Below are 22,054 nucleotides of genomic sequence, written 5' to 3'. Positions count from 1 at the left end.
GCGGGATCATCGACAGCGGTCCCGAAGCGACCCCCGGCGACGGGGAGCCCGCGGAGAAGGCGGCCCGCCCGCTGCCCGAGGCGGTGCGGCAGGGCGTGGTGGAGGCCGCCGCCGACCTGATCGGGTCCCTGCCCTCCGACGAGATCCCCGTGCCGCTGCGCCGGTTCGCGCGGTTCGAGCGCCGCAAGCGCGCCAGGCTCGCGGGCCAGCACATCGCGGCGGTGCTGGAGAAGGACGGGGAGTTCCGGAGCCGGGTCGCCGCTCCGCTCCGGGAGGCGCAGGCCGACCTGGTGGAGGCGGTCGAGGGCGGGAACGTCCCGCCCGCGGCCGACCCGGTGCGCGTCGCGGTGCTGGCCTACCTGCTGCGCCCGGCGGGCTGGACCGGGCTGGTGGAGTCCGCGCGCGAGGAGCTGGCGCGTTCGGCGAGCGCGTCCGAGGAGCAGGAGGCCGAGCGCCGCGTCGCCGCGCTGAAGGCCGAGCTCGCCGCGACCCGCGACGCCCGCGGCGCCGAGCTGGCCAAGCTGCGCGCCGAGCTGCGCGAGACCAAGGCCGAGGTCGCGGAGCTGCGCCGCAAGCTGCACGACGCGCGCACCCGGTTCCGGGCCGCGGAGGAGCGCGCCCACGCGGTCGCGGAGGAGGCCGACCGCGAGCTCGCCGCCGCGCGCGAGTCGACCGCCGCGTCGGAGAAGGAGCTGCGCAGGCTGCGCGCCCGGGCCGCGCGGGCGGAGGAGGCGGCGGAGACCGCCAAGCGGGCCGCGCGGGAGGGGCGCAACGTCGACGACGTGCGCCTGCGGATGCTGCTGGACGCGCTGGTGGACGCGGCGCAGGGCGTCCGCCGGGAGCTGGCCCTGCCCTCCACCATCGGCCGTCCCGCCGACGCGGTCGGCGGGTTGGAGCCGGACCGGCTGGCGCACCGCTCGCTGCCCGGCCGGGCCCTGTCCGACAGCGACCCGCAGCTACTGGACCGGCTGCTGACGCTTCCGCAGGTGCACCTGGTGGTGGACGGCTACAACGTCACCAAGACCGGGTACGGGGAACTGCCGCTGGCCGACCAGCGCAGCCGGCTGCTGTCGGGGCTCGGCGGGCTCGCCGCGCAGACGCGCGCCGAGGTGACGTGCGTGTTCGACGGGGCGGAGCTGGACGCGCCGGTCGCCATCGCGGCGCCGCGCGGGGTGCGGGTGCGGTTCAGCCACCCGGGCCAGACGGCGGACGAGCTGATCGGCGAGCTCGTGCGGGCCGAGCCGCCGGGCCGCTCGGTGGTCGTGGTGTCGTCCGACCGGGAGGTCGCCGACGCCGCGCGGCGCGCCAATGCGCGCCCCTGCCCGTCCTCCCTGCTACTGCGCAGGCTGGGCCGCTCCTAAGACGCCCATAAGGCTCCGATAAGGCAGTCCTCGCGGTATGTGATCATGACGTCACTAAAAGTGGATGATATCGAGAGATGTCAATCAAAGAGTGATGAATCGGTTGTGACGGCTGTTGCCCGTCGCTAATGTCGTCCGCTGACGTCGTGGACGAGAGGGGCGAAACCGACCGTGGCCAATGATCACATCGGGGCACCGGCGCAGCGGCCTGGCCGCAGGGCGGGCTCTGCGGGCACAGGCGTCTCCCGTCGCCTGGCGGCCGTCGCCGGACTGACCGTGGCGGTCTCCCTGACCTGCTCCCCGGTGGTGGCGCACGCCGAGCCCAAGCCGACCCGGGCGCAGGCCCAGAAGACGCTCGACAAGCTCAACGAGAAGATGGACCAGAAGGTCGAGCAGTTCAACCAGAACCGCGAGAAGCTCAAGGTCGCCAAGAAGAAGTTCGACGCCGCGACCAAGGCGAGCAAGCAGGAGCAGGCCAGCTTCGAGGAGCAGCGCTCCAAGATCGCGCAGATGGCGGCCACCGCCTACAAGAACGGTGACTCGACCGACGTCACCGGCTTCGTCGGCAGCAACGACCCGCAGTCGATCCTCGACCAGGCCGCCGTCTTCTCGCACCTGTCGCACGAGCGCAGCTCCCAGCTCACCCAGTTCCTCGCGACCGCCCAGCGGCTCCGCCGCGAGCAGTCCCAGGCGAAGGCCGCTTACGACGAGGTGAAGTCGAAGCAGGACGAGCTGAAGAAGCAGAAGCAGGACCTCGACAAGCAGGTGCAGAAGCAGAAGGCGCTCGTGCGTCGGCTCGGCGGCGGCAGCACGCCCTCCCGCCCGGGCGGCGGCGGCCCCACCGGCGGCACCTACAACGGCCCGGCCAGCGGCCCGGCCCGCGCGGCGCTCGACTTCGCCTACGCCCAGCTCGGCAAGCCCTACTCCTACGGCGCCGAGGGCCCGAGCTCCTACGACTGCTCCGGCCTGACCATGAAGTCCTGGGCCGCCGCGGGCGTCGGCATCACCCGCACCACCAACTCCCAGTACGCCGCGACCAAGCGGGTGGCCAAGAGCAACCTGCAGCCGGGCGACCTGGTGTTCTTCAGCAACCTCGGCCACGTCGGCCTCTACGTGGGCGGCGGCAAGATGATCCACGCCCCGCACACCGGCGACGTCGTCAAGATCAGCGACATCACCTCCGGCTACTACCTGAGCAACTACTACGGCGCCGGACGTCCCTGACGCACCGCCCAGAACCCCCGCCCCACGGGCGGCATCGGGCCTCCATCGACAACGGACCAGGCTTGACCTGGTCCGTTGTTGATTTTGGGGGGGTTTGCCTTCTTTTGGGGTTTTGGTACCTTTGCACCACTCACGGCGCCCTCCAGACGCCGTGGACCCGCGGCGCCCACCCGGCGCCCCGGCCCCACGCGGCGCATCCAGCACCCGCGTGACGGCGGCGCGAGCCACGCGCCGCTCCCCCAAGGCGGCACGCCCCACGTGCCGTCCCGCGGCGCCCGAAGGCGCCGCACGGTCTCGACGCAGACCCGGCCGACCCCGTCCCACCGTGCGCACGCCGCAGCGTGCATGGCGCTGAGCGCGCAGCCGCGGTGACCTACACGGGGCAGGCCCCGGACGGTCCCCGGAGACGGGCCGCCGTCCGCCACAACACAAGGCGCCGCTCGTTCGCACGCGGGAGACAGGTCCCGCGCCGGGCCCCATCTCGCCCCCAGGATCGCAGCGGCAGCGCCGAATCCGCCTCAGCGCGGAACCGGGGACCCATCTGCGCCGGAGTCCGGAGAACCTCTCCGGACGGGCATTCCGGCACCCGGGGTGAATCGGCGCGTCTCTCCCGGCAGTCCGGTGAGAGCCGCCGTAGGGCCACTTCCACGCCCGAACCCGTCAGCTAACCCGGTAGGCGTCTGGAAGAGAAGGAGTGAATCCCGCAGCGTTACCTGGGGCGTGGCCGCCACGCGGCCGCGCCCCCACCCCCCTTTCACTCGGCGGGCGCTCACGCGCCCGCCGAGATTCCCCATCAGAACCGGCGTGCCCGCCCCCCGGGCACGTCACCGCCGAATCCGCGGACCGCCGTGCCCCCGCATGCGCGGCCGCCGTGGAACCGGGGACCCACTGCGTCCTTTTCGGGGTGAATCGGCCTGCCTTCGCGGGCCGTAGGGCGGCTTCCACGCCCGAACCCGTCAGCTAACCCGGTAGGCGGCATGGAAGTCGAGGAGATCCCCCCGTGCCACGCGCGCACTGCAAGAAGACCCCCGGCAGGCATCGCAAGCCGAACCCCCTGTCCCTCACTTGGCGGACGACCGGCGGCGTGATCGTCGGCGCCGCCGTGCTCGGCACCGCCGCCGCCACCGCGCAGGCGTCGGTCCTGCCGTTCGGTTCCACCCCGGCGAGGTCCGCCGCCGCGGCCGACCTGGCCCCCGGCCTGACGGCGCACGGCGGCCCGTCCGGGCGCACGTCCGAGCACGAGTCAGGGACCGCCGGTTCGAAGGCCCCGGCGAAGAAGGACCGGCCCGAGCAGCCGAAGGCGAAGACCTCCGGAAAGGCCGCCGCGAAGACCGCCGCGAAGCCGCGCCCCACCGCCGCGCAGGCCATCGAGCTCGCCCGCTCGCAGGTGGGCGTCGAGGAGGACGGCGGCGGCGAGACCAAGTTCCAGGAGTGGTACATGGCCACGTCCCGCGCACAGGAGACCCTCGCGCGCGACGGCGGCTCCCTCAGCGGCTACGGCGACGCGAACTGGTGCGACATGTTCGTCTCCTGGGTGGGCGAGCAGATCGGCTTCAGCGACCAGGTCGGCAGCGACGCCTGGACGGTCGCCCACGCCCGCTGGTTCCAGGAGCACGGCCGCTGGGGCACCGAGCCGAAGCCCGGCGCGATCGTCTTCTTCGCGTGGGACGGCGGCGAGTCCGTCGACGACATCGAGCACGTCGGCATGGTGGTCAAGAAGGTCGACGACGGCACGATCGAGACCGTCGAGGGCAACACCGACAACGCCGTCCGGATAAAGGAACGTTCCACAGACGTCGTCGTCGGCTACGGCTACCCGGACTACCGGTCGTGACGGCACCCCCCGCCCCGCGCCCTGCATAGGATCGCGCCCATGGAGGAAGGCCCCGGGCAGGAAGCCCCCGTGACGCGGCGCCGGGTTCTCGCCCTCGGCGCGGGCGGGTTCGCCGTCCTCCTCGCCGGAGGGGCCGGCCTGGCCGGCTCGCGCTCCGGCGGCGGGGCGGCGGACGCCGGCGCGCCCGGCTCCCCGTCCGCCGGGACGTTCAGCCCCTCCATGGCCGCCGCCGTCCTCGCCAATCGCGCCGACGCCGTCCGCGAAGGCGACCGCATGGCGTTCCTCGCCACGGTGGGCAACGCCCCCGCCGCCTTCCAGGACACCCAGTCACGCATGTACGGGAACCTCCGGAAGCTTCCCCTGGAAGGCTGGCGGGAGCGCGTCGTCGGCACCGAGGCCGTGGACGGCGAGACCGCCGTCGTCCGCGTCGAGGCGCGCTACAGGCTGCGCGGCTTCGACCGGAGCGACGTGGCCCGCACCCGCTACCTCACGCTGGCCCCGCGGGGCGGGGCGTGGACGATCGTCGGCGACGGGACGTCCCGCGGCCTCGCCGACGACACCGACATCTGGGACTGCGGCCCCCAGACGGTGGTCAGGGGCCGCACGAGCCTGGTCATCGGCGACGGCGCCGGCCTCGACGGCATCGCCCGGCGGCTGGACGCGGCCGTCCCGGCCGTGACGTCCGTGGTCGGCACGGGGTGGGCGCGGCGGGTCGTCGCGCTCGTCCCCGCCGACGCGACCGTCGCCTCCGCGCTCGCCGGCCCCGGGCAGAGCCTCGGCCAGATCGCCGCGCTCGCCGCCGTCGCCCCGGCCGCCGGGGGCGGCCGCGGCGAGGACCGCGTCATCGTCTCCCCCGGCACCTTCGGCCGCCTCAACGAGCTGGGCCGCGACGTGGTCCTCGCCCACGAGCTGACCCACGTCGCCACCGGCGGCGCCCGCGACGGGCGCACCCCGCTGTGGCTGATCGAGGGCTTCGCGGACTACGTCGGCTACCGGCGCGTCAAGATCAGCACCCGGTCGGCGGCGGGCGAGCTGCGCCGCGAGGTCTCCGCCGGGCGCGCGCCCTCCGCGCTGCCCTCCGCCGACGCGTTCGCCGGCGGCTCCCCCCGCCTCTCCCAGGCCTACCAGGAGGCCTGGCTCGCCTGCCGGATGGTCGCCGACCGGTACGGTGAAGCGGCGCTGGTGCGGCTCTACCGGGCCGCCGGGCGTGCCCCGGAGGCCGCGGCGCTGCGCGACGTGCTCGGCCTGACGCGGGAGCGCTTCACCGAACTGTGGCGCGACTACGTGAAGGAGGAGCTCGCATGAGCGAGGCGGAGACCGACGAGGACCGCGCCGGGGACGGCGCCGCCGGAACGCCCGGCGCCGCCCCCGCGCGCCGGCCCCGGATCGCCGCCGCCGTCACCGCCGCCGTGCTCTTCGCCGGGGTCGCGACCGTGCTCGCGAAGACCACGCCGTGGAACCCGCTGCCCGGGCACGTCCCCGGCGGGCGGGTGGAACCCGATCCCGCGCTGGACTTCACCCCCGCCGAGATCGCCCGTTCCCGGGCGTTCGACTCGGCCGTCAACCCGCCCGCCTACACGGGACTCCTCGTCGGCCTCGCCCTGATCCTGGTGCTGGGCCTCACGCCGCTGGGCGCCCGCTTCATCGGCTGGGCCACCGCGAGGACACGCCGCCGGCCGCTGCGCATCATCGTCGCGACCATGGCTCTGACCACGCTCCTGCGCGTCGCCGGGCTCCCGTTCCGCGTCTGGAGCGAGTCCGTGCTGCGCCGGTACGGGCTGTCCACGCAGAACTGGCCCGCATGGCTCGTCGACCAGGCGAAGTCCCTCGCCGTCACGTGGGTCATCTACACGATCGCCCTGCTGCTCCTCTACGCCCTCACCCGCCGCTTCCCGCGCCACTGGTGGACCGGCGCCGCCGCGGGCGGGTTCGTCCTCGTCGTCTTCGCCTCGTTCGTCTACCCGCTCGCCGTGGAGCCGGTGTTCAACCGGTTCCATTCGCTGCCGAGCGGGCAGCTGCGCAGCGACCTGCTGGCGATGGCCCGGCGGGACGGCGTGCCCGTCGAGGACGTCCTCGTCGCGGACGCCTCCCGCCGGACGACCTCGCTGAACGCCTACGTGTCCGGGTTCGGCTCCACGCGCCGCATCGTCCTCTACGACACGCTGCTGAAGTCGCCGCCCGCCCAGGTCGAGTCCATCGTCGGGCACGAGCTCGGCCACGCCAAGCGCGACGACGTGCTGTGGGGCACGCTCGTCGGCGCGCTCGGCGTGGCGGGGGCCATGTGCCTGCTGTACCTGCTGATGACGTCCCCGCGCCTGCTGCGGCGCGCCGGGCTCGATCCCGGCGGGCCCGGCGCCGGCGGGACCGGACCGGACGCGCGCCGCGGCGGTGCGGCGGCCGACCCGAGGTCCATCGCGCTCCTCCTCGCGCTGGTGGCGGCCGGGACGACGCTCGCCGCCCCCGTCCAGAACCTCGTGAGCCGCCGCATCGAGGCCCGCGCCGACGCGCACGCGCTGGACCTCACCCGCGACCCGTCGACCTTCGTGTCGATGCAGCACGCGCTGTCCGTCCGCAACATCTCCGACCTGGACCCCGACACCGCGGAGTACCTGCTGTGGCTCACGCACCCGTCGGCCCCCGACCGGATCGCCATGGCCCGCGACTGGGCGCGCCTGCACAGCGTCCAGGTCCCCCCGCCGCTCCGCTAGCCGCGGCTCAGTTGCCCTCGGCCCGCTGCTTCTCGGGCGCCTTGGGCCGGGCGCCCCGCTGCGCCGACAGGGTCGCCGCGTCCACGTGGGCGGCCGTCGTGACCGACCGCTTCAGCGCGCTGCCCTTCACCCAGTCCTGCCACTTCACCTGCCAGTACCCCCAGCCGTTCTCCGCCTCCAGTTCCCGGTCGCTGCCGGTCACCGTGATGGGGTCGCCGCGCTGGGCGAGGTTGTAGAACCATTTGGCGTTGGACGGGCTGACGTTGATGCAGCCGTGGCTGACGTTCTCGCTGCCCTGGGAGCCCACCGACCACGGCGCGCTGTGGACGTACTCGCCGCTGTCGGAGATCCGCACCGACTTGTAGACGGTGAGGCTGTAGTACCCGGCGCAGCCCGGGCCGCAGCCGTCCCACTCCGACGTCATGACGGTCGGGTCCTCCTTGCCCATCGCGAGGTGGACGCCGTTGGTGGTGGTGTACTTGCGCTCCCCGCCCTTCCCCATGCTCGTCGGGATCGTGCGGGCCTTCCTGCCGTTGATCCGCACGACCATCTTGTGGCTGTCCTCGCCGGCGGTGGAGACGTGCGAGTCGCCGACCCTGAAGTCGACGCCGTAGTCCTTCCCGCCGTACACGCCCTGCCCGGTGCGTACGCCGCTCAGGTGCGCCCGGAACGACACCTTCGTGTGGGCCGGCCAGTAGCTCTTCGTCCGGAACACCGCCTCCTGGCTGCCGAACCAGCTCCAGCCGCCCTCGACGGTCTTGTCGGCGGTGACCTCCAGCGCCCGCTCGACCGCCGCCCGGTCCTTCACCGGACGGGCGAAGTGCATGATGATCGGGATGCCGACGCCGACGGTCTCCTTGTTGAACGGCGCCTCGATCGTGACGTCGTTGGTCTTCTTCACCTCGGCCGTGGAGAAGCCGCTGCGGACCGTGCGGGTCCTGCCGTCCCGGCCGAGGGCGGTGACGTCGACCGTGTACGCCGTGCCCGGCTTCAGCGTCCACCGGGACCGCCACCGCGTCCTGTCGGCGCTCAGGTCCCCCTCGACCGCGCCGTCCTTCGTCGCCACCGTCACGTTCTCGATCGTGCCCTGCCGCGCCTCGACGGCGATGGGGCTGTCCGGCCGCAGCTTCCCGCCGCCGTCCGGCGACACCGCGAGCTTCACCTCGTCCATGCCGTCCGGTCCGGCGCCCCCCGAACACGCGGCGGCACCCGCGCCGACGAGCACACCGCCGACGACGAGCACGGCCGTGCGCCGCCCCCGGTCTCCCGGCCTTGAGCCACTCACCCGCATGTGGACCCCCCGGTCGTTCCACTGGGCGATCTGTCGTTTCCAGCCCGGTCGCTGGAATTGCGCCCAGTAAGTTCGAAAGGGCCGGTACCCGCTAAAAAGCGGACACCGGCCCCCGATGGGGTTCTTTTACTGATCAGTGGGCGAAATGACCCCGATAGTACTCGAACACCAGACCGACGGACGTGAGGATCGCGGCGGCGGCGCCGAGGATCACCAGCCACCAGCCGAACACGACGCCGAGCGCCACGGCCGTGGCCGACAGCGCCACGAACAGCGGCCACCAGCTGTGCGGGCTGAAGAAGCCCAGCTCGCCGGCCGCGTCCGCGATCTCGCCCTCCGGGTCGTCCTCGTACAGCGGGCCCGCGTTGGCGCGCTCGAGGCGCCGGACCGTGAAGTGGATGTAGAACCCGATGAGCCCGGCGAGGCCGACCGCGAGCGCGAGCGCCGTCGTGCCCGTCCAGTCGTTGGACCAGAGCCAGTAGACGACGTCGGTGGCGAGGAAGAAGACCGCGCACCCGTAGAACATGAACGCCTGGACGCGCATCGGCTACTCCCCCTTCGCCCCGGCCAGCTCGCCCTTGGCACCCACGTGCGGGTGGTGCAGGTCGAACGCCGGCCGCTCGGAACGGATCTTCGGGATCGAGTTGAAGTTGTGCCGCGGCGGCGGGCAGGAGGTCGCCCACTCCAGCGAGTTGGAGTAGCCCCACGGGTCGTCGACCTCGACGCGCGTGCCCCGCTTCCACGTGATGTAGAGGTTGTAGAAGAACGGCAGCATCGAGGCCCCGAGGATGAACGAGAAGATGCTGGAGATCTCGTTCAGCCCGTGGAACTCGCTCGGGTAGTCCGCGTACCGGCGCGGCATGCCCGCGGCGCCCAGCCAGTGCTGGAGCAGGAACGTGCCGTGGAAGCCGATGAACAGCAGCCAGAAGTGGATCTTGCCGAGGGTGTCGTTCAGCATCTTGCCGGTGAACTTCGGCCACCAGAAGTAGAAGCCGGCGAACATCGCGAACACCACGGTGCCGAACACGACGTAGTGGAAGTGCGCCACGACGAAGTAGGAGTCCGAGAGCTGGAAGTCCATCGGCGGCGACGCCAGGATGACGCCGGTGAGCCCGCCGAACAGGAACGTCACGAGGAAGCCCAGCGACCACAGCATCGGCGACTCGAACGTCAACTGCCCTCGCCAGATGGTCCCCACCCAGTTGAAGAACTTCACCCCCGTGGGAACGGCGATGAGGAACGTCATGAAGGAGAAGAACGGCAGCAGCACCTGGCCGGTGACGAACATGTGGTGCGCCCACACGGTGATGGACAGGCCCGCGATGGTGATGGTCGCGAAGACCAGGCCGATGTAGCCGAAGACGGGCTTGCGGCTGAACACCGGGAGGATCTCGGTCACGATGCCGAAGAACGGCAAGGCGATGATGTAGACCTCCGGATGCCCGAAGAACCAGAACAGGTGCTGCCACAGCAGCGCCCCGCCGTGCGCGGCGTCGAAGATGTGCGCGCCGAGCTTGCGGTCGGCCTCCAGCGCCAGCAGCGCGGCGGCGAGGACCGGGAACGCCAGCAGGACGAGGATCGAGGTCAGCAGCGCGTTCCAGGTGAAGATCGGCATCCGGAACATCGTCATGCCCGGCGCCCGCATGCACAGGATCGTGGTGATGAAGTTGACCGCGCCCATGATGGTGCCGAAGCCCGACATCGCCAGGCCCATCACCCACATGTCGCCGCCGACGCCCGGCGAGCGGACCGCGTCCGACAGCGGGGCGTAGGCGAACCAGCCGAAGCTGGCCGCGCCGCCCGGGGTCAGGAAGCCCGCGATGACGATCAGGCTGCCGAACAGGAACAGCCAGTACGCCAGCATGTTCAGCCGGGGGAACGCCACGTCGGGCGCGCCGATCTGCAGCGGCATGATGACGTTGGTGAAGCCCGCGAACAGCGGCGTCGCGAACATCAGCAGCATGATCGTGCCGTGCATGGTGAACAGCTGGTTGTACTGCTCGTTGCTGACGAACTGCAGCCCCGGCTCGAACAGCTCCATGCGGATCAGCAGCGCGAGCACGCCGCCGAACAGGAACATCACGAACGAGGTGATCAGGTAGAGGTAGCCGATCACCTTGTGGTCGGTGGACGACATCCAGGAGGCGATGATGCGCCCCTTGCTCGTCCGCGGCGCGGCGATCGGCGCGCTCGGTGCGTGACTCGTGGCGGTCACTTGACACCTCCCGCGGCCATTGCTTGCTTCGAATCGGCGATGAACTTCTGGTACTGCTCGGGCGTCACGACCTTGAGCTGGAACAGCATCCGGCTGTGGTCGACGCCGCAGAGCTCGGCGCAGCGGCCCTCATAGGTGCCGAGCTTGTTCGCCGTGAACTCGAACTCGTTGGTGTAGCCCGGCATGACGTCCTTCTTGTAGATCAGTGCCGGCACCCAGAACGAGTGGATGACGTCGTTGGCGTGCAGCCGCACCCGCACCGTCTTGCCCGAGGGGATCGTCATCACCGGCTTGGCGGGAGCGGGCCCGTTCGGGGCGACGGGCTGACCGACGACGGAGGCGACCGTCCTCTCCTTGCCCGCGGCGTCCTTCTCCTTGTAGTCGAACTGCCAGCTCCACTGGAAGCCGATCACGTCGACGACCACCGCGGGGTCCTTGGTGGTCTTCTCGACGAAGTTCTCGTCCCTCGCGGTGAAGTAGAACAGGACCGCGATGATGACGAACGGGACCGCCGTGTAGAGGATCTCGATCGGCATGTTGTAGCGGACCTGCGGCGGCAGGTCGTTGGAGCGCTTGCGGTGGAACAGCACCGCCCAGATGATCAGGCCCCAGACCACGGCCCCGACCGCGAACGCCGCGATCCAGGAGCCCTGCCAGAGCTTCAGCATGCGCTCGCCCTGGACGCTGATCGGCTCGGGCATGCCCAGGCGGCTGCCGCTGCACGCGGTCGCGGAGAGCGCCAGCAGCCCTAGCGCGCCGGCGCTTTTCAATGCGCGGCGACTGCGCACAGGCGTACGCCGCTCCCTAGAGCGGGTCGGACTCACGGAATGCCTTCCCCACGGATGAAGCCCGGTCGGCCGGGCGGAGAGATCAGTGATTACACGTGTGGTGGACACCCTAGCGCGAGGGTCGCGCGAACCCCCGATCGGGTGCCCGGTTAGTGTTCTCACGTGGCAGGACCGAGCTATCCGGGCGGCTACTTCGACGCCGCGTCCACCGAGCCGCCGCACCCGGCGGCGCGCGCCGCGCTGCTGGAGGCGCTGGACGCGGCCTGGGCCGATCCCGCCCGGCTTTACGGGGCGGCCCGCGGCACCCGGATGCTGCTCGACCGGGCACGCGCGCGTGTCGCCGGCGTCCTGGGCGCCCGTGCCGACGAGGTGTCGTTCACGTCCTCGGGCACCCAGGCGGTGCACCTGGCGGTCCTCGGGGGGCTCCAGGCGCGCCGGCGCACCGGGCGGCACCTGGTGGCGAGCGCCGTCGAGCACTCCAGCGTCCTGCACGCCGCCGAGCTGCACGAGCGCGACGGCGGCGAGGTCACCCTCGTCGGCGTCGACCGGACCGGCCGCGTCGACGCCGCGGAGTTCGCGGCGGCGCTGCGCCCCGACACCGCGCTGGCCTGCCTGCAGTCGGCCAACCACGAGGTCGGCACGCTCCAGCCCGTCGAGGAGGTCGCGCGGGCCTGCCGCGCGGCCGGCGTGCCGCTGTTCGTCGACGCGGCGCAGTCCCTCGGGCGGGTCGAGGTCCCCGCCGGATGGTCGCTCCTCGCCGGCAGCGCCCACAAGTGGGGCGGGCCCGCCGGCGTCGGCGTGCTCGCCGTCCGTAAGGGCACCCGGTGGCGCTCGCCGCTGCCCGACGACGAGCGCGAGGCACGCCGGGTCCCCGGGTTCGAGAACGTCCCCGCGATCGCGGCGGCCGCGGCCGCGCTGACGGCCTACCGCGCCGACATGGCGGCCGACGCGCCGCGCGTCTCCGCCCTGGTGGACCGCATCCGGGCGGAGGTGCCGCGGAGCGTCCCCGACGTCGAGGTGATCGGCGACCCGGTCCGCCGGCTCCCCCACCTGGTGACGTTCTCCTGCCTGTACGTGGAGGGGGAGGCGCTGCTGACCGAACTCGACCGGCTGGGTTTCGCCGTTTCCTCCGGCAGCTCCTGCACGGCGGATACGCTGCGTCCGAGCCATGTGCTGGAGGCGATGGGGGTGATTACGCATGGGAACGTGCGGGTATCGCTGCCGCGAGGCGTCGGTTCGGAGGACGTCGGCCGCTTCCTCACCGTGCTTCCCGACGCCGTCGCCCGCCTCCGCCGGACGACGATGAACACCTTCGAGACAGGGAGGCGGTCGCGCCCATGAGGTTCCGAGGCCGCGCCAGGACCGTCACACCGCCCGCCGACGCGCCGCCGCCCCCCGCGGAGCCGGAGGGGCCGCCGCCCGTGCTCGTCATCGACGCGCTCGGCCGCAAGTGCCCCATTCCGATCATCATGCTGGCCGAGCGGATCCGGGAGGTCCCGGTCGGGCAGGTCGTCGCCGTCCTCGCCGACGACGCCGCCGCCCGCACCGACATCCCCGCCTGGTGCCGCATGAAGTCCCAGGACTTCGTCCGGGAGGAGACCCTCCAGCAGGGCGGCTGGGGCTTCCACATCCGCCGCACGTACTAGGCGCGGGCAAGGCCGAGGACAGGCGGAAGGCCGCGCCGGAACGGCGCGGCCTTCCGATGTGCCCGTGTCACGGGCGCGGCTACGGGGTCGGGCAGACGACGTGCGGCTCGATGTCGGCCGCGGCGTCGGCGCCGTAGGCGGCCGCGAAGCGGTCGAGGAACGCCCGGCGGCCGAGGGTGTACTCCTGCGGCCCGGCGGCTTCGAGGGCGTGCGCGGCGATGGCGTTGCCGACCTGGGCGGCGCGTTCGAGCGGCAGGTCCCAGGCGGTCGCGGAGAGGAAGCCGGCGCGGAACGCGTCGCCGACGCCGGTCGGGTCGACGACGGAGTCGACCTGGACGCAGGGGACGTGGACGCCCTCCTCGCCCTCGCGGTCGATGACGACGCCCTTGGCGCCGAGGGTGGTGACGCGGACGCCGACGCGGGAGAGGATCTCCTCCCCCGACCAGCCCGTCTTCTCCTCCGCCAGGGCCTTCTCGTACTCGTTGCTGAACAGGTAGGCGGCGCCGTCGATGAGGCGGCGGACGTCGGCGCCGTCCATCCGGGCGAGCTGCTGAGAGGGGTCGGCGGCGAACGGGATGCCGCGGTCGCGGCACTCGTCGGTGTGCCGCAGCATCGCCTCCGGGTCGTTCGGGCTCACCACGACGAGGTCGAGGCCGCCGACGCGGTCGGCCACGGGCCGCAGCTCGATGGAGCGGGCCTCGCTCATCGCGCCGGCGTAGAAGGTGGCGATCTGGTTCTGGTCCTGGTCGGTGGTGCACAGGAACCGCGCCGTGTGGTGGATCTCGGACACGTGCACCGACGCGGTGTCGACCGTGTGCCGTTCGAGCCAGGAGCGGTAGTCGGCGAAGTCGTCACCGACGGAGCCGACGAGGATGGACTCCTTGCCGAGGCTGCCCATGCCGAAGCAGATGTTGGCGGCGATGCCGCCGCGGCGGATCTCCAGCTCGTCCACCAGGAAGGACAGCGACACCCGGTGGAGCTGGTCGGGCAGGAGCTGGTCGGTGAACCTTCCGGGGAAGGTCATCAGATGGTCGGTCGCAATGGAACCGGTCACGGCGATGCGCACGGCGTCGCTCTCCTCGTCGTGGTCGTCCGGCTGTTTCACCGGCTGTTCGAACCCGTCAGGCTACCCACCATCGCACCACACATCACCGCCGCACGACAGTTCGCCGCGGAACGCCCGCAGGGCAGCGTCGAGGGGCGGCCCTGACCACACAGGTCCGGACCGCCCCTCCCAGGCTCTACGCCCGACCGCCGCCGGAGCGCTCGCCGCGCGTCAGTTGAACGAGTCGCCGCAGGCGCAGGAACCCGACGCGTTCGGGTTGTCGATCGTGAAGCCCTGCTTCTCGATCGAGTCGACGAAGTCGATGGTGGCGCCCGTGAGGTAGGGCGCGCTCATCCGGTCGACGCGCACCGACAGGCCGCCGAAGTCCTGGATCTGGTCGCCGTCCATCTCGCGCTCGTCGAAGAAGAGCTGGTAGATCAGACCCGAGCAGCCGCCCGGCTGCACGGCGACACGCAGCGCAAGGTCATCGCGGCCCTCCTGCTCAAGCAGGCCCTTGGCCTTCTCGGCGGCGGCGTCGGTGAGGATGACGCCCTGCTGCGTGGTCTCCTGCGTGGTCTCGCCTGAAACCGTCATGTGTTCAGCTCCCGGGTCTCGCTGCGCCGCGCTAGCGGCGGACTGTCGCTTGTCCTCGAAGACGTCTGTGCCTCTTCCCGTAGGACAACGTACCTCGCCACATGCCCATTCCGCTTCTCGGCCGTGTTTAACGCCCCGCACGGGTGCGGTCTACGTCACACCGCCAACCCCCCGCCGCATATGCCATCATTAGTCGTCAAAGCGACGATAAGTCCCGTCGCGAAGGGAGACCGCCGTGACCACCCCAGTGCGCGACCTACCGCTGCTGCTGCTCGGCAGCGGCGCCGACCCCGCGAGCGAACGCGGCGTGGACTGCCCCGGCGAGCTGCCGGCGGCGTCCGACCCCGCCCTCGTCGAGCGGGCCCGCGCCGCCAAGGCGGCGCTCGGCGACCGCGTGTTCGTCCTCGGACACCACTACCAGCGTGACGAGGTCATCCAGTTCGCGGACGTGACCGGCGACTCGTTCAAGCTGGCCCAGCGGGCCGCGGCCCGCCCCGAGGCGCCCTACATCGTGTTCTGCGGCGTCCACTTCATGGCCGAGTCGGCCGACATCCTGACCGCCGCCCACCAGCGGGTGATCCTGCCCGACCTCGGCGCGGGCTGCTCGATGGCCGACATGGCGACCTTCGACCAGGTCGAGGAGTGCTGGGAGGTCCTGGAGGACGCCGGGATCGCCGACGACGTCGTCCCCGTCACCTACATGAACTCCTCCGCCGACATCAAGGGCTTCGTCGGACGTCACGGCGGGGTGGTGTGCACCTCGTCCAACGCCAAGCGCGCCCTCGACTGGGCCTACGCCAAGGGCAAGAAGGTCCTGTTCCTGCCCGACCAGCACCTCGGCCGCAACACCGCCGTCCTGGAGATGGGCTTCTCCCTGGACGACTGCGTCGTCTACAGCCCGCACCGCCGCGAGGGCGGCCTCACGCACCGGCAGCTGCGGGACGCCAAGATGATCCTGTGGCGGGGCCACTGCTCGGTGCACGGCCGGTTCAGCAAGGAGTCGGTGGACGACGTCCGCGCGCGGGTGCCGGGGGTCAACGTCCTCGTCCATCCCGAGTGCCGGCACGAGGTCGTCACGGCCGCCGACCAGATCGGCTCGACCGAGTACATCATCAAGGCGATCGAGGCCGCCGAGCCCGGGTCGTCCTGGGCCGTGGGGACGGAGCTGAACCTCGTGCGGCGGCTGGCGAACGCCCACCCGGACAAGAACGTGATGTTCCTCGACAAGACCGTCTGCTACTGCTCGACGATGAACCGGATCGACCTCCCGCACCTGGTGCTGTCGCTGGAGTCGCTGGCCGCGGGGAAGGTCGAGAACGTCATCGAGGTGGACGAGGAGACCGCGCACCACGCCCGCGCCGCCCTCGACCAGATGCTCGCCCTGCCCTGACCGGGCGCGGCCGGCCGCCGGACGGGATCACAGGCCGGGGGCGCCCCAGACGGGGAACCACCGGCCGAGGTCCTGCTCGAACCGCAGGTCGGCCCCGATCGCGCCGCGCACCTGGAGTTCGAGCGCGTTGTCGCGCTTGTCCCCGGGGAGCGGCGCGAAGGGGTAGAACGTTCCGCGCTTGTAGAGGTAGACGAGCGCGAGACGGCGGCCGTCCGGGCCCTGGAAGCCGACCAGGGAGCACAGCAGGTGCGGGCCGAACCCGCCCGCCTCCAGCGTCGCGTTCACCGCGTGCAGGTCGGTGACGAGGTCGGGCAGCTGCTCGGGGCGCTGCTCGGCGAGCAGCCACGTGTAGCCGTAGCCGTCGGTGCTGAACTGGACCTTGGGGCCCTCGTCGGCGTCCAGCAGCTGCTGGACGTCGGCCTGCAGCCGCGCGAACGCGCCGCCCTCGGCCGCGCGGAAGCACACCGAGCCGAGCCCGGTCGGGGTGAAGCCCGTCGCCGCCTCCAGGGTGACGGCCGCGGTCGACAGCCCGAAGATCTGGTCGAGGTCGGGCTTGGCCGGCTTGGACCGGCCGAGCAGGGTGTCCAGGAACCCCACGGATCACACTCCCCTGCTGAGCTGCTCGGAGATCTTCGACAGCTGCGCGAGCCGCCGGTCCAGCGACGGGTGGGTGGAGAACAGCGCGGAGACGCTGACCCCCCTGCCGAGCGCCGGGGTGAAGAAGAAGGCGTTGAACGCCTGCGAGGAGCGCAGGTCGCCGGTCGGGATCCGCGCGATCTCGCCGGTGACCTTCGTCAGCGCGCTGGCCAGGGCGGAGGGGCGCCCGGTCAGCAGCGCGGCGGCCCGGTCGGCCGACAGCTCGCGGTAGCGCGACAGGGCCCGGGTGAGCAGGAAGCTGACCGCGTAGGCGAGCGCGCTGGCGGCGACGACGGCCAGCAGGATCAGCCCGGTGTTCTGGTCGTTGCTGCGGCGGCCGAACCCGCCCCACAGCCCCCACTGGAGCCCGAACCGGGTGATCAGGCCGGCGAGGATGCCGAGGAACGAGGCGATCGTCATGACCGCGACGTCCTTGTGCGCGACGTGCGCCATCTCGTGCGCGAGCACGCCCTCCAGCTCGACCGGGTCGAGCCGGCGCAGCAGGCCGGTGGTCACGCAGACCACGGCCTTCTTCTGGTTGCGGCCGGTGGCGAACGCGTTCGGCACGTCGGTGTCGGCGATCGCGACGCGCGGCTTCGGGGCGTCCGACATCGCGCAGATGCGGTCGATGACGCCGTGCAGCTCGGGCGCCTCCTGGGGGGAGACGACCCGGCCGTGCATGGCGAACAGCGTCATCCGGTCGGAGAAGAAGTACTGGGCGAGGAGGAACAGCACCGCGACCACCAGCGCGACGCCGGCCCAGTTCGGCGCGAAGACGAAAAAGGCCCCCACGAAGACGACGTACACCAGCCCCAGCAGGAACATCGTCACGAGCATCCGCGATGTCAGCCCCCGGTCGGAGGCGTAACGCGTCCTGGCCATCCGGCCACCCCCAGTCCTTACTGCTCTTCACTTGGACGAACGTCCAAGGCGCGGGTTTTGTGCCCGGATGTCCATAACGCGACCCGGACCCGCGCGGCGGGGCGTCCCGGGGGACGACCCGAGCCCGCAGCCGCTCAGTCCGGGATTAGCCCCTCGTCGCCCAGCATGGAGCGCACCTCGTCGATGTGCGCGTCCGCCGGGGGAAGGATCAGCTCGGACGGCTCCAGGCTGTCCGGCGGCAGCGGCCTGCCCACCTTGCGGACGTTCTCCAGCAGGGCGTGCAGCGCGGCGCGGAACGCGGTCTCGTCGCCCGACTCGATCGCCGCCTCCAGCTCGGCGTCGAGGGAGTTGAGCGAGGACAGGTCGCCCTCGGCCACGTCCAGCTGGCCCTCGCCCATCAGACGGACGATCACTGGGCACCCCCGGGGTTCTGCGGCCACGGGGCCTGCTGGGGGGTGTCCTGCTGCTGGTGCTGCGGCTGGGCGGTCGGCGAGCCCTGGTTCAGCTCCTTGGGCGCGGGGCCCTGGCCGAGTTCGGCCTTGAGGCGCTCCAGCTCCATGTCGACGCCGGGGCCGGAGCCCATCCGGTCGAGCTCGGCCTGGATGTCGTCCTTGGGACCGGAGAAGTCCTCCAGGGCGCCGGATGCCAGCAGCTCGTCGATCGCGCCGGCGCGGGCCTTCATCGTGTCGGTCTTCTCCTCGGCGCGCTGGATCGCCAGGCCGACGTCGCCCATCTCCTCGGAGATGCCGGAGAACGCCTCGTTGATCTTGGTCTGCGCCTCGGCGGCCGTGTAGGTCGCCTTGATCGTCTCCTTGCGGGTGCGGAAGGAGTCGACCTTGGCCTGCAGCCGCTGGGAGGCGAGCGTGAGCTTCTCCTCCTCGCCCTGCAGCTGCTGGTACTGCCCGCGCAGGTCGTTGAGCTGGCTCTCCAGGCCGGAGCGGCGGGTCAGCGCCTCGCGGGCGAGGTCCTCGCGGCCCACCTGCAGCGCCTTCTTGCCCTGGTCGGTCAGCTTGCTCTGCTGCTGCTCGAGCTGGTTGATCTGCAGTTCGAGACGCTTGCGCGAGGTGGCGACGTCGGCGACCCCGCGACGGACCTTCTGCAGCATCTCCAGCTGGCGCTGGTAGGAGTAATCGAGGGTCTCCCGAGGGTCTTCCATACGGTCCAAGGCCTTGTTCGCCTTGGACTTGAAGATCATCGACATTCGCTTCATCACGCTCATCGCGCGGCGCCGGTCCCTTCGTGCTGTCGCCTCAGTCGTGAACTGGGCTCAATGACCACTGCTGGGGTTCTTATCACCCTACGCGTTAACGCGCGAGGCAGCCACGATGTTCGCAGCCGGTAGGCTGATCCCTGTGTTCAAGCGTCGTACCCCGGAGGCCCCGCCGGATCCTCCTCAGGTAGTAAAGCCCGGCGGCAAGGGTCGTCCCACGCCCAAGCGCAGCGAGGCCGAGAAGCGCCGCCGGCAGCCGATCACGGCGCCGGCGACCCGCAAGGAGGCCTACAAGAAGGTGCGGGAGCGGCAGGCCGTCGAGCGCGCCAAGGCGCGCGAGGGCATGGCCAAGGGCGACGAGAAGCACCTGCTCAAGCGGGACCGGGGCCCCGTGCGCCGGCTGGCCCGCGACTACGTCGACTCGCGCCGCACGGTGGGCTCCTACCTGATGTACGCGATGTTCGCGATCGTGCTGCTCAGCCTGCTGCCGATCCCGGCGGCCCGGCTGCTGGTCCTGTTCGCGCCGCCGCTGCTGCTCGTGGTGGTGTTCGCGGAGGGCTTCCTGCTGAGCCGCGGCATCAAGCGGCTGGCCGCCGAGCGCTACCCCGGCGAGGACGCCAAGGGCGTCGGCATGTACGCCGCGATGCGCGCGATGCAGATCCGCCGCCTGCGGATCCCGAACCCGCGGGTGCGCCTCGGCGAGAAGGACAAGGTCTGAGCGCAGGTCCGGGAGGGACCGGGGCCTGAGGACCCGGCCCGGGGCCTCGTCCGGCGGGGGCGTCCGCCGCGCGCCGCACGAGCGGGGCGGGGCTAGGGTCGGGGCCATGGAGTTCCGAAACCTGGGCCGGAGCGGTCTGAAGATCAGCGAGATCGCGTACGGCAACTGGCTCACCCACGGCTCTCAGGTCGAGGAGGACGCGGCGCGCGCCTGCGTGCGGGCCGCCCTCGACGAGGGCGTGACCACGTTCGACACCGCCGACGTCTACGCCGGCACGCGCGCCGAGGAGGTCCTCGGGCGGGCGCTGAAGGGGCAGCGCCGCGAAGGCCTGGAGATCTTCACCAAGGTCTACTGGCCGACGGGTCCCGGGGTGAACGACCGGGGCCTGTCCCGCAAGCACGTCTTCGAGTCGATCCACGGCTCCCTGCGCCGCCTCGGGACCGACTACGTGGACCTGTACCAGGCCCACCGGTTCGACTACGAGACGCCGCTGGAGGAGACCCTTCGGGCCTTCGACGACCTCGTCCGGCAGGGCAAGGTCCTCTACGTCGGGGTGTCGGAGTGGCGGGCCGAGGAGATCGAGCGCGCCCTGAAGATCGCCGACGAGATGGGCTTCGACCGGATCGTCTCCAGCCAGCCGCAGTACTCGATGCTGTGGCGGGTCATCGAGGAGGAGGTCGTCCCGCTCTGCGAGCGCGAGGGCGTCGGCCAGATCGTCTGGTCGCCGATCGCGCAGGGCGTCCTGACCGGCAAGTACAAGCCGGGGCAGCCCCTTCCGGAGGGGTCGCGCGCCACCGACGACAAGGGCGGCGCCGACATGATCAAGCGCTACCTGGACGACGACCTGCTGACCCGCGTGCAGAACCTGCGGCCGGTCGCGGACGACCTCGGCCTGTCGATGGCGCAGCTCGCGATCGCCTGGACGCTGCAGAACCCGAACGTCTCGGCGGCGATCGTGGGCGCGTCCCGCCCCGAGCAGGTCGCCGACAACGTGCGGGCGGCCGGGGTGAAGCTGGACGCCGACGTGATGAAGCGGATCGACGAGATCCTCGGCGACACCGTCATCCGCGACCCGGCCAAGACCGTCAGCCCGCGCAGGCGCCCCTGAGCCCGGAGAGCATCACCGGGGGCCGCGGAGCGCGACGCTCCGCGGCCCTCTCCCGTCCCGGCCGGTCACTCCGGGTCGTGCAGGCTCATCCCGTACACGATCGTGTCGCCGTCCAGGAGGGCGACCTTGTCGACCTCCTCGGCGCGCAGCCCCCGCCAGTTCTCCCCCAGCCAGCTCTCCGCGTCCGCCTGGGTGGAGAAGGTCTCCTCCGACATGCCGATCGTCCGCCCGTCGGCCTTCTCCAGCCGCCAGCTCCACGCCATCGCCCTCGACCTCCCTCGTCGCGGTGAGACTAGCCGGTCAGGCGGCGGCCTCTATGGCGCGGCGCAGCGCGTCCGGGCTCTCGGTGTCGGACTGGCCGAGCGTCCGCCCGTTGACCCGCACGCTGGGCGTCCCCTGGATCCCGGACGATATGTAGCCCTGGCTGACGGTCTTCACGCTTGCGGCGTGGCGCTGGTTCTTCACGCACGAGGTGAACTCGTCGCCGGTGAGCCCCAGCGGCTCCGCGTAGGAGAGCAGGTCCTGGGTCAGGTAGCCGGTGGCGCTCTCGTTCGCGGGCTGATGGGCGTAGAGGGCGTCCTGGTAGGACAGCCAGTGGGCGCCGTCGGTGACGCAGCGCAGCGCCGCCGCGGCCCGCAGCGAGTTGTCGTGGGCCGGCTGCGTGCCCTCACCGAAGATCAGCATCGGATGGAAGACGACCTTGGCGCGGCCCTCGACGGCCAGCTGCTTGAGCATCGGGTCGTGCCGGCGGTCGAAGGCGCCGCAGGGCGGGCAGGCGAAGTCCTCGTAGATGTCGACGACCGGGCCCGTGACGCCCGGCCGGGCCATGGTGAGGCTCCCGTCCGCGAGGGGCGTGGCCTCGGCACCGCCGGCGATCTTGCCGACCCTCAGCTGCTCCTCGCCGCCGTCGCCTCCCCCGTCGTCGCCGCCCCGGACGAGGACGACGAAGACGGCGGCGACCGCCAGCACCAGGACGAGCCCGGCCCCGACCAGCGCGATCACCAGGCCGCCGCCGCGGCGTCCCGGCGGGGGCGCTCCGGGCATGCCGGGCGGACCCGGCTGCCATCCCGGCGCGGGACCGCCGGGCGGGAAGGGCGGCGGACCGTAGGGCGGCTGCTGCCCGCCCTGACCCGGTCGCGGGGGCCAGGGCGCGTTCGGGGGGTTGCCCACCGGGAATCCTCCAGAGGGGGCGTCGTGATCCTTATGGCCGAGGGTAACCGTAGAGTTCGCGGCGGGATGAACATCGAACTTCGCGGCGCCGCCGCCGCACAGGGCTGGCCGGCGCCGGGGTGCCGGTGCGCGTCGTGCGGCCGGCTGCGCCGCGAGAACGCCACCGCCCGCCCCACCTCCCTGGCCGAGCTGGGCCGCGTCAACGGCGTGGGCGAGAACAAACTCGCCAAGTAC

The 22,054-nt window shown here is 71.9% G+C and carries 22 protein-coding genes and 2 riboswitches; of the genes, 10 read left to right on the top strand and 12 right to left on the bottom strand.

Annotated features, from left to right (window positions below; translation table 11 throughout):
- Positions 1-83: 83 nt before the first annotated feature.
- The 5 genes from AB0K37_RS24415 (at position 84) to AB0K37_RS24395 (ending at position 7,127) form a co-directional block, all read left to right on the top strand.
- Complete coding sequence (locus AB0K37_RS24415; protein ID WP_363984802.1) at positions 84-1,361, top strand: NYN domain-containing protein; 1,278 nt, start codon at positions 84-86, stop codon at positions 1,359-1,361.
- Positions 1,362-1,637: 276 nt separating this feature from the next.
- Complete coding sequence (locus AB0K37_RS24410; RefSeq protein WP_363984800.1) at positions 1,638-2,585, top strand: NlpC/P60 family protein; 948 nt, start codon at positions 1,638-1,640, stop codon at positions 2,583-2,585.
- A gap of 495 nt (positions 2,586-3,080) precedes the next feature.
- Positions 3,081-3,279, top strand: a riboswitch (cyclic di-AMP (ydaO/yuaA leader).
- A 124-nt stretch (positions 3,280-3,403) separates the two neighbouring features.
- Positions 3,404-3,576, top strand: a riboswitch (cyclic di-AMP (ydaO/yuaA leader).
- Between the two features lie 9 nt (positions 3,577-3,585).
- On the top strand, positions 3,586-4,419 hold the full coding sequence (locus AB0K37_RS24405) for a CHAP domain-containing protein (RefSeq protein WP_363984798.1): 834 nt from the start codon (positions 3,586-3,588) through the stop codon (positions 4,417-4,419).
- 39 nt (positions 4,420-4,458) lie between these two features.
- The gene (locus tag AB0K37_RS24400) at positions 4,459-5,724 is read left to right on the top strand and encodes a hypothetical protein (protein ID WP_363984796.1); all 1,266 of its coding nucleotides are present in this window, start codon (positions 4,459-4,461) and stop codon (positions 5,722-5,724) included.
- Positions 5,721-7,127: a M48 family metallopeptidase gene (locus AB0K37_RS24395; protein ID WP_363984794.1), complete on the top strand. Its 1,407-nt coding sequence runs from the start codon at positions 5,721-5,723 to the stop codon at positions 7,125-7,127. Before AB0K37_RS24400 ends, AB0K37_RS24395 begins: the two co-directional genes overlap by 4 nt.
- A gap of 7 nt (positions 7,128-7,134) precedes the next feature.
- Here AB0K37_RS24395 and AB0K37_RS24390 read toward each other — a convergent pair whose 3' ends face one another.
- From AB0K37_RS24390 to coxB, 4 genes are all read right to left on the bottom strand, one after another.
- A complete protein-coding gene (locus AB0K37_RS24390; protein WP_363984792.1) occupies positions 7,135-8,418 on the bottom strand; it encodes an Ig-like domain-containing protein in 1,284 nt (427 codons plus the stop codon).
- Between the two features lie 133 nt (positions 8,419-8,551).
- A complete protein-coding gene (locus AB0K37_RS24385) occupies positions 8,552-8,962 on the bottom strand; it encodes a cytochrome c oxidase subunit 4 (RefSeq protein WP_179833731.1) in 411 nt (136 codons plus the stop codon).
- 3 nt (positions 8,963-8,965) lie between these two features.
- Entirely contained in the window at positions 8,966-10,555 is a 1,590-nt protein-coding gene (ctaD, locus tag AB0K37_RS24380; RefSeq protein ID WP_218906069.1) for a cytochrome c oxidase subunit I, read from the bottom strand.
- Between the two features lie 74 nt (positions 10,556-10,629).
- The gene (gene coxB, locus AB0K37_RS24375; protein ID WP_363984790.1) at positions 10,630-11,334 is read right to left on the bottom strand and encodes a cytochrome c oxidase subunit II; all 705 of its coding nucleotides are present in this window, start codon (positions 11,332-11,334) and stop codon (positions 10,630-10,632) included.
- Positions 11,335-11,583: 249 nt separating this feature from the next.
- Between coxB and AB0K37_RS24370 the strand changes: the two genes are divergently transcribed.
- Together AB0K37_RS24370 and AB0K37_RS24365 are read left to right on the top strand one after the other, a co-directional pair.
- The gene (locus tag AB0K37_RS24370) at positions 11,584-12,762 is read left to right on the top strand and encodes a cysteine desulfurase family protein (RefSeq protein ID WP_363984788.1); all 1,179 of its coding nucleotides are present in this window, start codon (positions 11,584-11,586) and stop codon (positions 12,760-12,762) included.
- Positions 12,759-13,067, top strand: coding sequence for a sulfurtransferase TusA family protein (locus AB0K37_RS24365; RefSeq protein ID WP_363984786.1), 309 nt, complete (start codon positions 12,759-12,761; stop codon positions 13,065-13,067). The genes AB0K37_RS24370 and AB0K37_RS24365 overlap by 4 nt, the downstream gene beginning before the upstream one ends.
- 79 nt (positions 13,068-13,146) lie before the next feature.
- On the opposite strand, the gene AB0K37_RS24360 is transcribed toward AB0K37_RS24365, so the two are convergent.
- The gene (locus AB0K37_RS24360) at positions 13,147-14,133 is read right to left on the bottom strand and encodes a carbohydrate kinase family protein (protein WP_345186179.1); all 987 of its coding nucleotides are present in this window, start codon (positions 14,131-14,133) and stop codon (positions 13,147-13,149) included.
- A gap of 210 nt (positions 14,134-14,343) precedes the next feature.
- On the bottom strand, positions 14,344-14,706 hold the full coding sequence (locus AB0K37_RS24355; RefSeq protein WP_141577183.1) for an iron-sulfur cluster assembly accessory protein: 363 nt from the start codon (positions 14,704-14,706) through the stop codon (positions 14,344-14,346).
- A gap of 235 nt (positions 14,707-14,941) precedes the next feature.
- Between AB0K37_RS24355 and nadA the strand changes: the two genes are divergently transcribed.
- On the top strand, positions 14,942-16,096 hold the full coding sequence (gene nadA, locus AB0K37_RS24350; RefSeq protein ID WP_363984784.1) for a quinolinate synthase NadA: 1,155 nt from the start codon (positions 14,942-14,944) through the stop codon (positions 16,094-16,096).
- A gap of 27 nt (positions 16,097-16,123) precedes the next feature.
- On the opposite strand, the gene AB0K37_RS24345 is transcribed toward nadA, so the two are convergent.
- The 4 genes from AB0K37_RS24345 to AB0K37_RS24330 all read right to left on the bottom strand — a co-directional run bounded on the left by AB0K37_RS24345 (position 16,124) and on the right by AB0K37_RS24330 (position 18,833).
- Positions 16,124-16,693 carry a hypothetical protein gene (locus AB0K37_RS24345; RefSeq protein WP_363984782.1) on the bottom strand — a complete coding sequence of 190 codons (570 nt, stop codon included), beginning with the start codon at positions 16,691-16,693 and terminating at the stop codon, positions 16,124-16,126.
- Positions 16,694-16,696: 3 nt separating this feature from the next.
- Complete coding sequence (gene htpX, locus AB0K37_RS24340; protein WP_363984780.1) at positions 16,697-17,614, bottom strand: zinc metalloprotease HtpX; 918 nt, start codon at positions 17,612-17,614, stop codon at positions 16,697-16,699.
- A gap of 134 nt (positions 17,615-17,748) precedes the next feature.
- Positions 17,749-18,027 carry a hypothetical protein gene (locus tag AB0K37_RS24335; protein ID WP_363984778.1) on the bottom strand — a complete coding sequence of 93 codons (279 nt, stop codon included), beginning with the start codon at positions 18,025-18,027 and terminating at the stop codon, positions 17,749-17,751.
- Entirely contained in the window at positions 18,024-18,833 is an 810-nt protein-coding gene (locus tag AB0K37_RS24330; RefSeq protein ID WP_363984776.1) for a PspA/IM30 family protein, read from the bottom strand. The genes AB0K37_RS24335 and AB0K37_RS24330 overlap by 4 nt, the downstream gene beginning before the upstream one ends.
- Positions 18,834-18,966: 133 nt before the next feature.
- On the opposite strand from AB0K37_RS24330, the gene AB0K37_RS24325 reads away from it, so the two are divergent.
- Together AB0K37_RS24325 and AB0K37_RS24320 are read left to right on the top strand one after the other, a co-directional pair.
- Positions 18,967-19,542, top strand: a complete 576-nt coding sequence (locus tag AB0K37_RS24325) for a DUF3043 domain-containing protein (protein WP_363984774.1) — start codon at positions 18,967-18,969, stop codon at positions 19,540-19,542.
- 106 nt (positions 19,543-19,648) lie between these two features.
- Positions 19,649-20,650 (top strand): aldo/keto reductase, encoded by a 1,002-nt coding sequence (locus tag AB0K37_RS24320; RefSeq protein WP_353833724.1) that lies wholly within the window; start codon positions 19,649-19,651, stop codon positions 20,648-20,650.
- Between the two features lie 65 nt (positions 20,651-20,715).
- On the opposite strand, the gene AB0K37_RS24315 is transcribed toward AB0K37_RS24320, so the two are convergent.
- Entirely contained in the window at positions 20,716-20,913 is a 198-nt protein-coding gene (locus tag AB0K37_RS24315) for a hypothetical protein (protein WP_363984772.1), read from the bottom strand.
- A gap of 37 nt (positions 20,914-20,950) precedes the next feature.
- Entirely contained in the window at positions 20,951-21,820 is an 870-nt protein-coding gene (locus tag AB0K37_RS24310; RefSeq protein ID WP_363984770.1) for a DsbA family protein, read from the bottom strand.
- Positions 21,821-22,054 lie beyond the last annotated feature (234 nt).

Origin of the sequence: Actinomadura sp. NPDC049753 (genome assembly GCF_040674655.1) — a bacterium.
Lineage (GTDB): Bacteria > Actinomycetota > Actinomycetes > Streptosporangiales > Streptosporangiaceae > Spirillospora > Spirillospora verrucosospora.
This window is presented reverse-complemented; position numbering and strand designations above follow the sequence as displayed.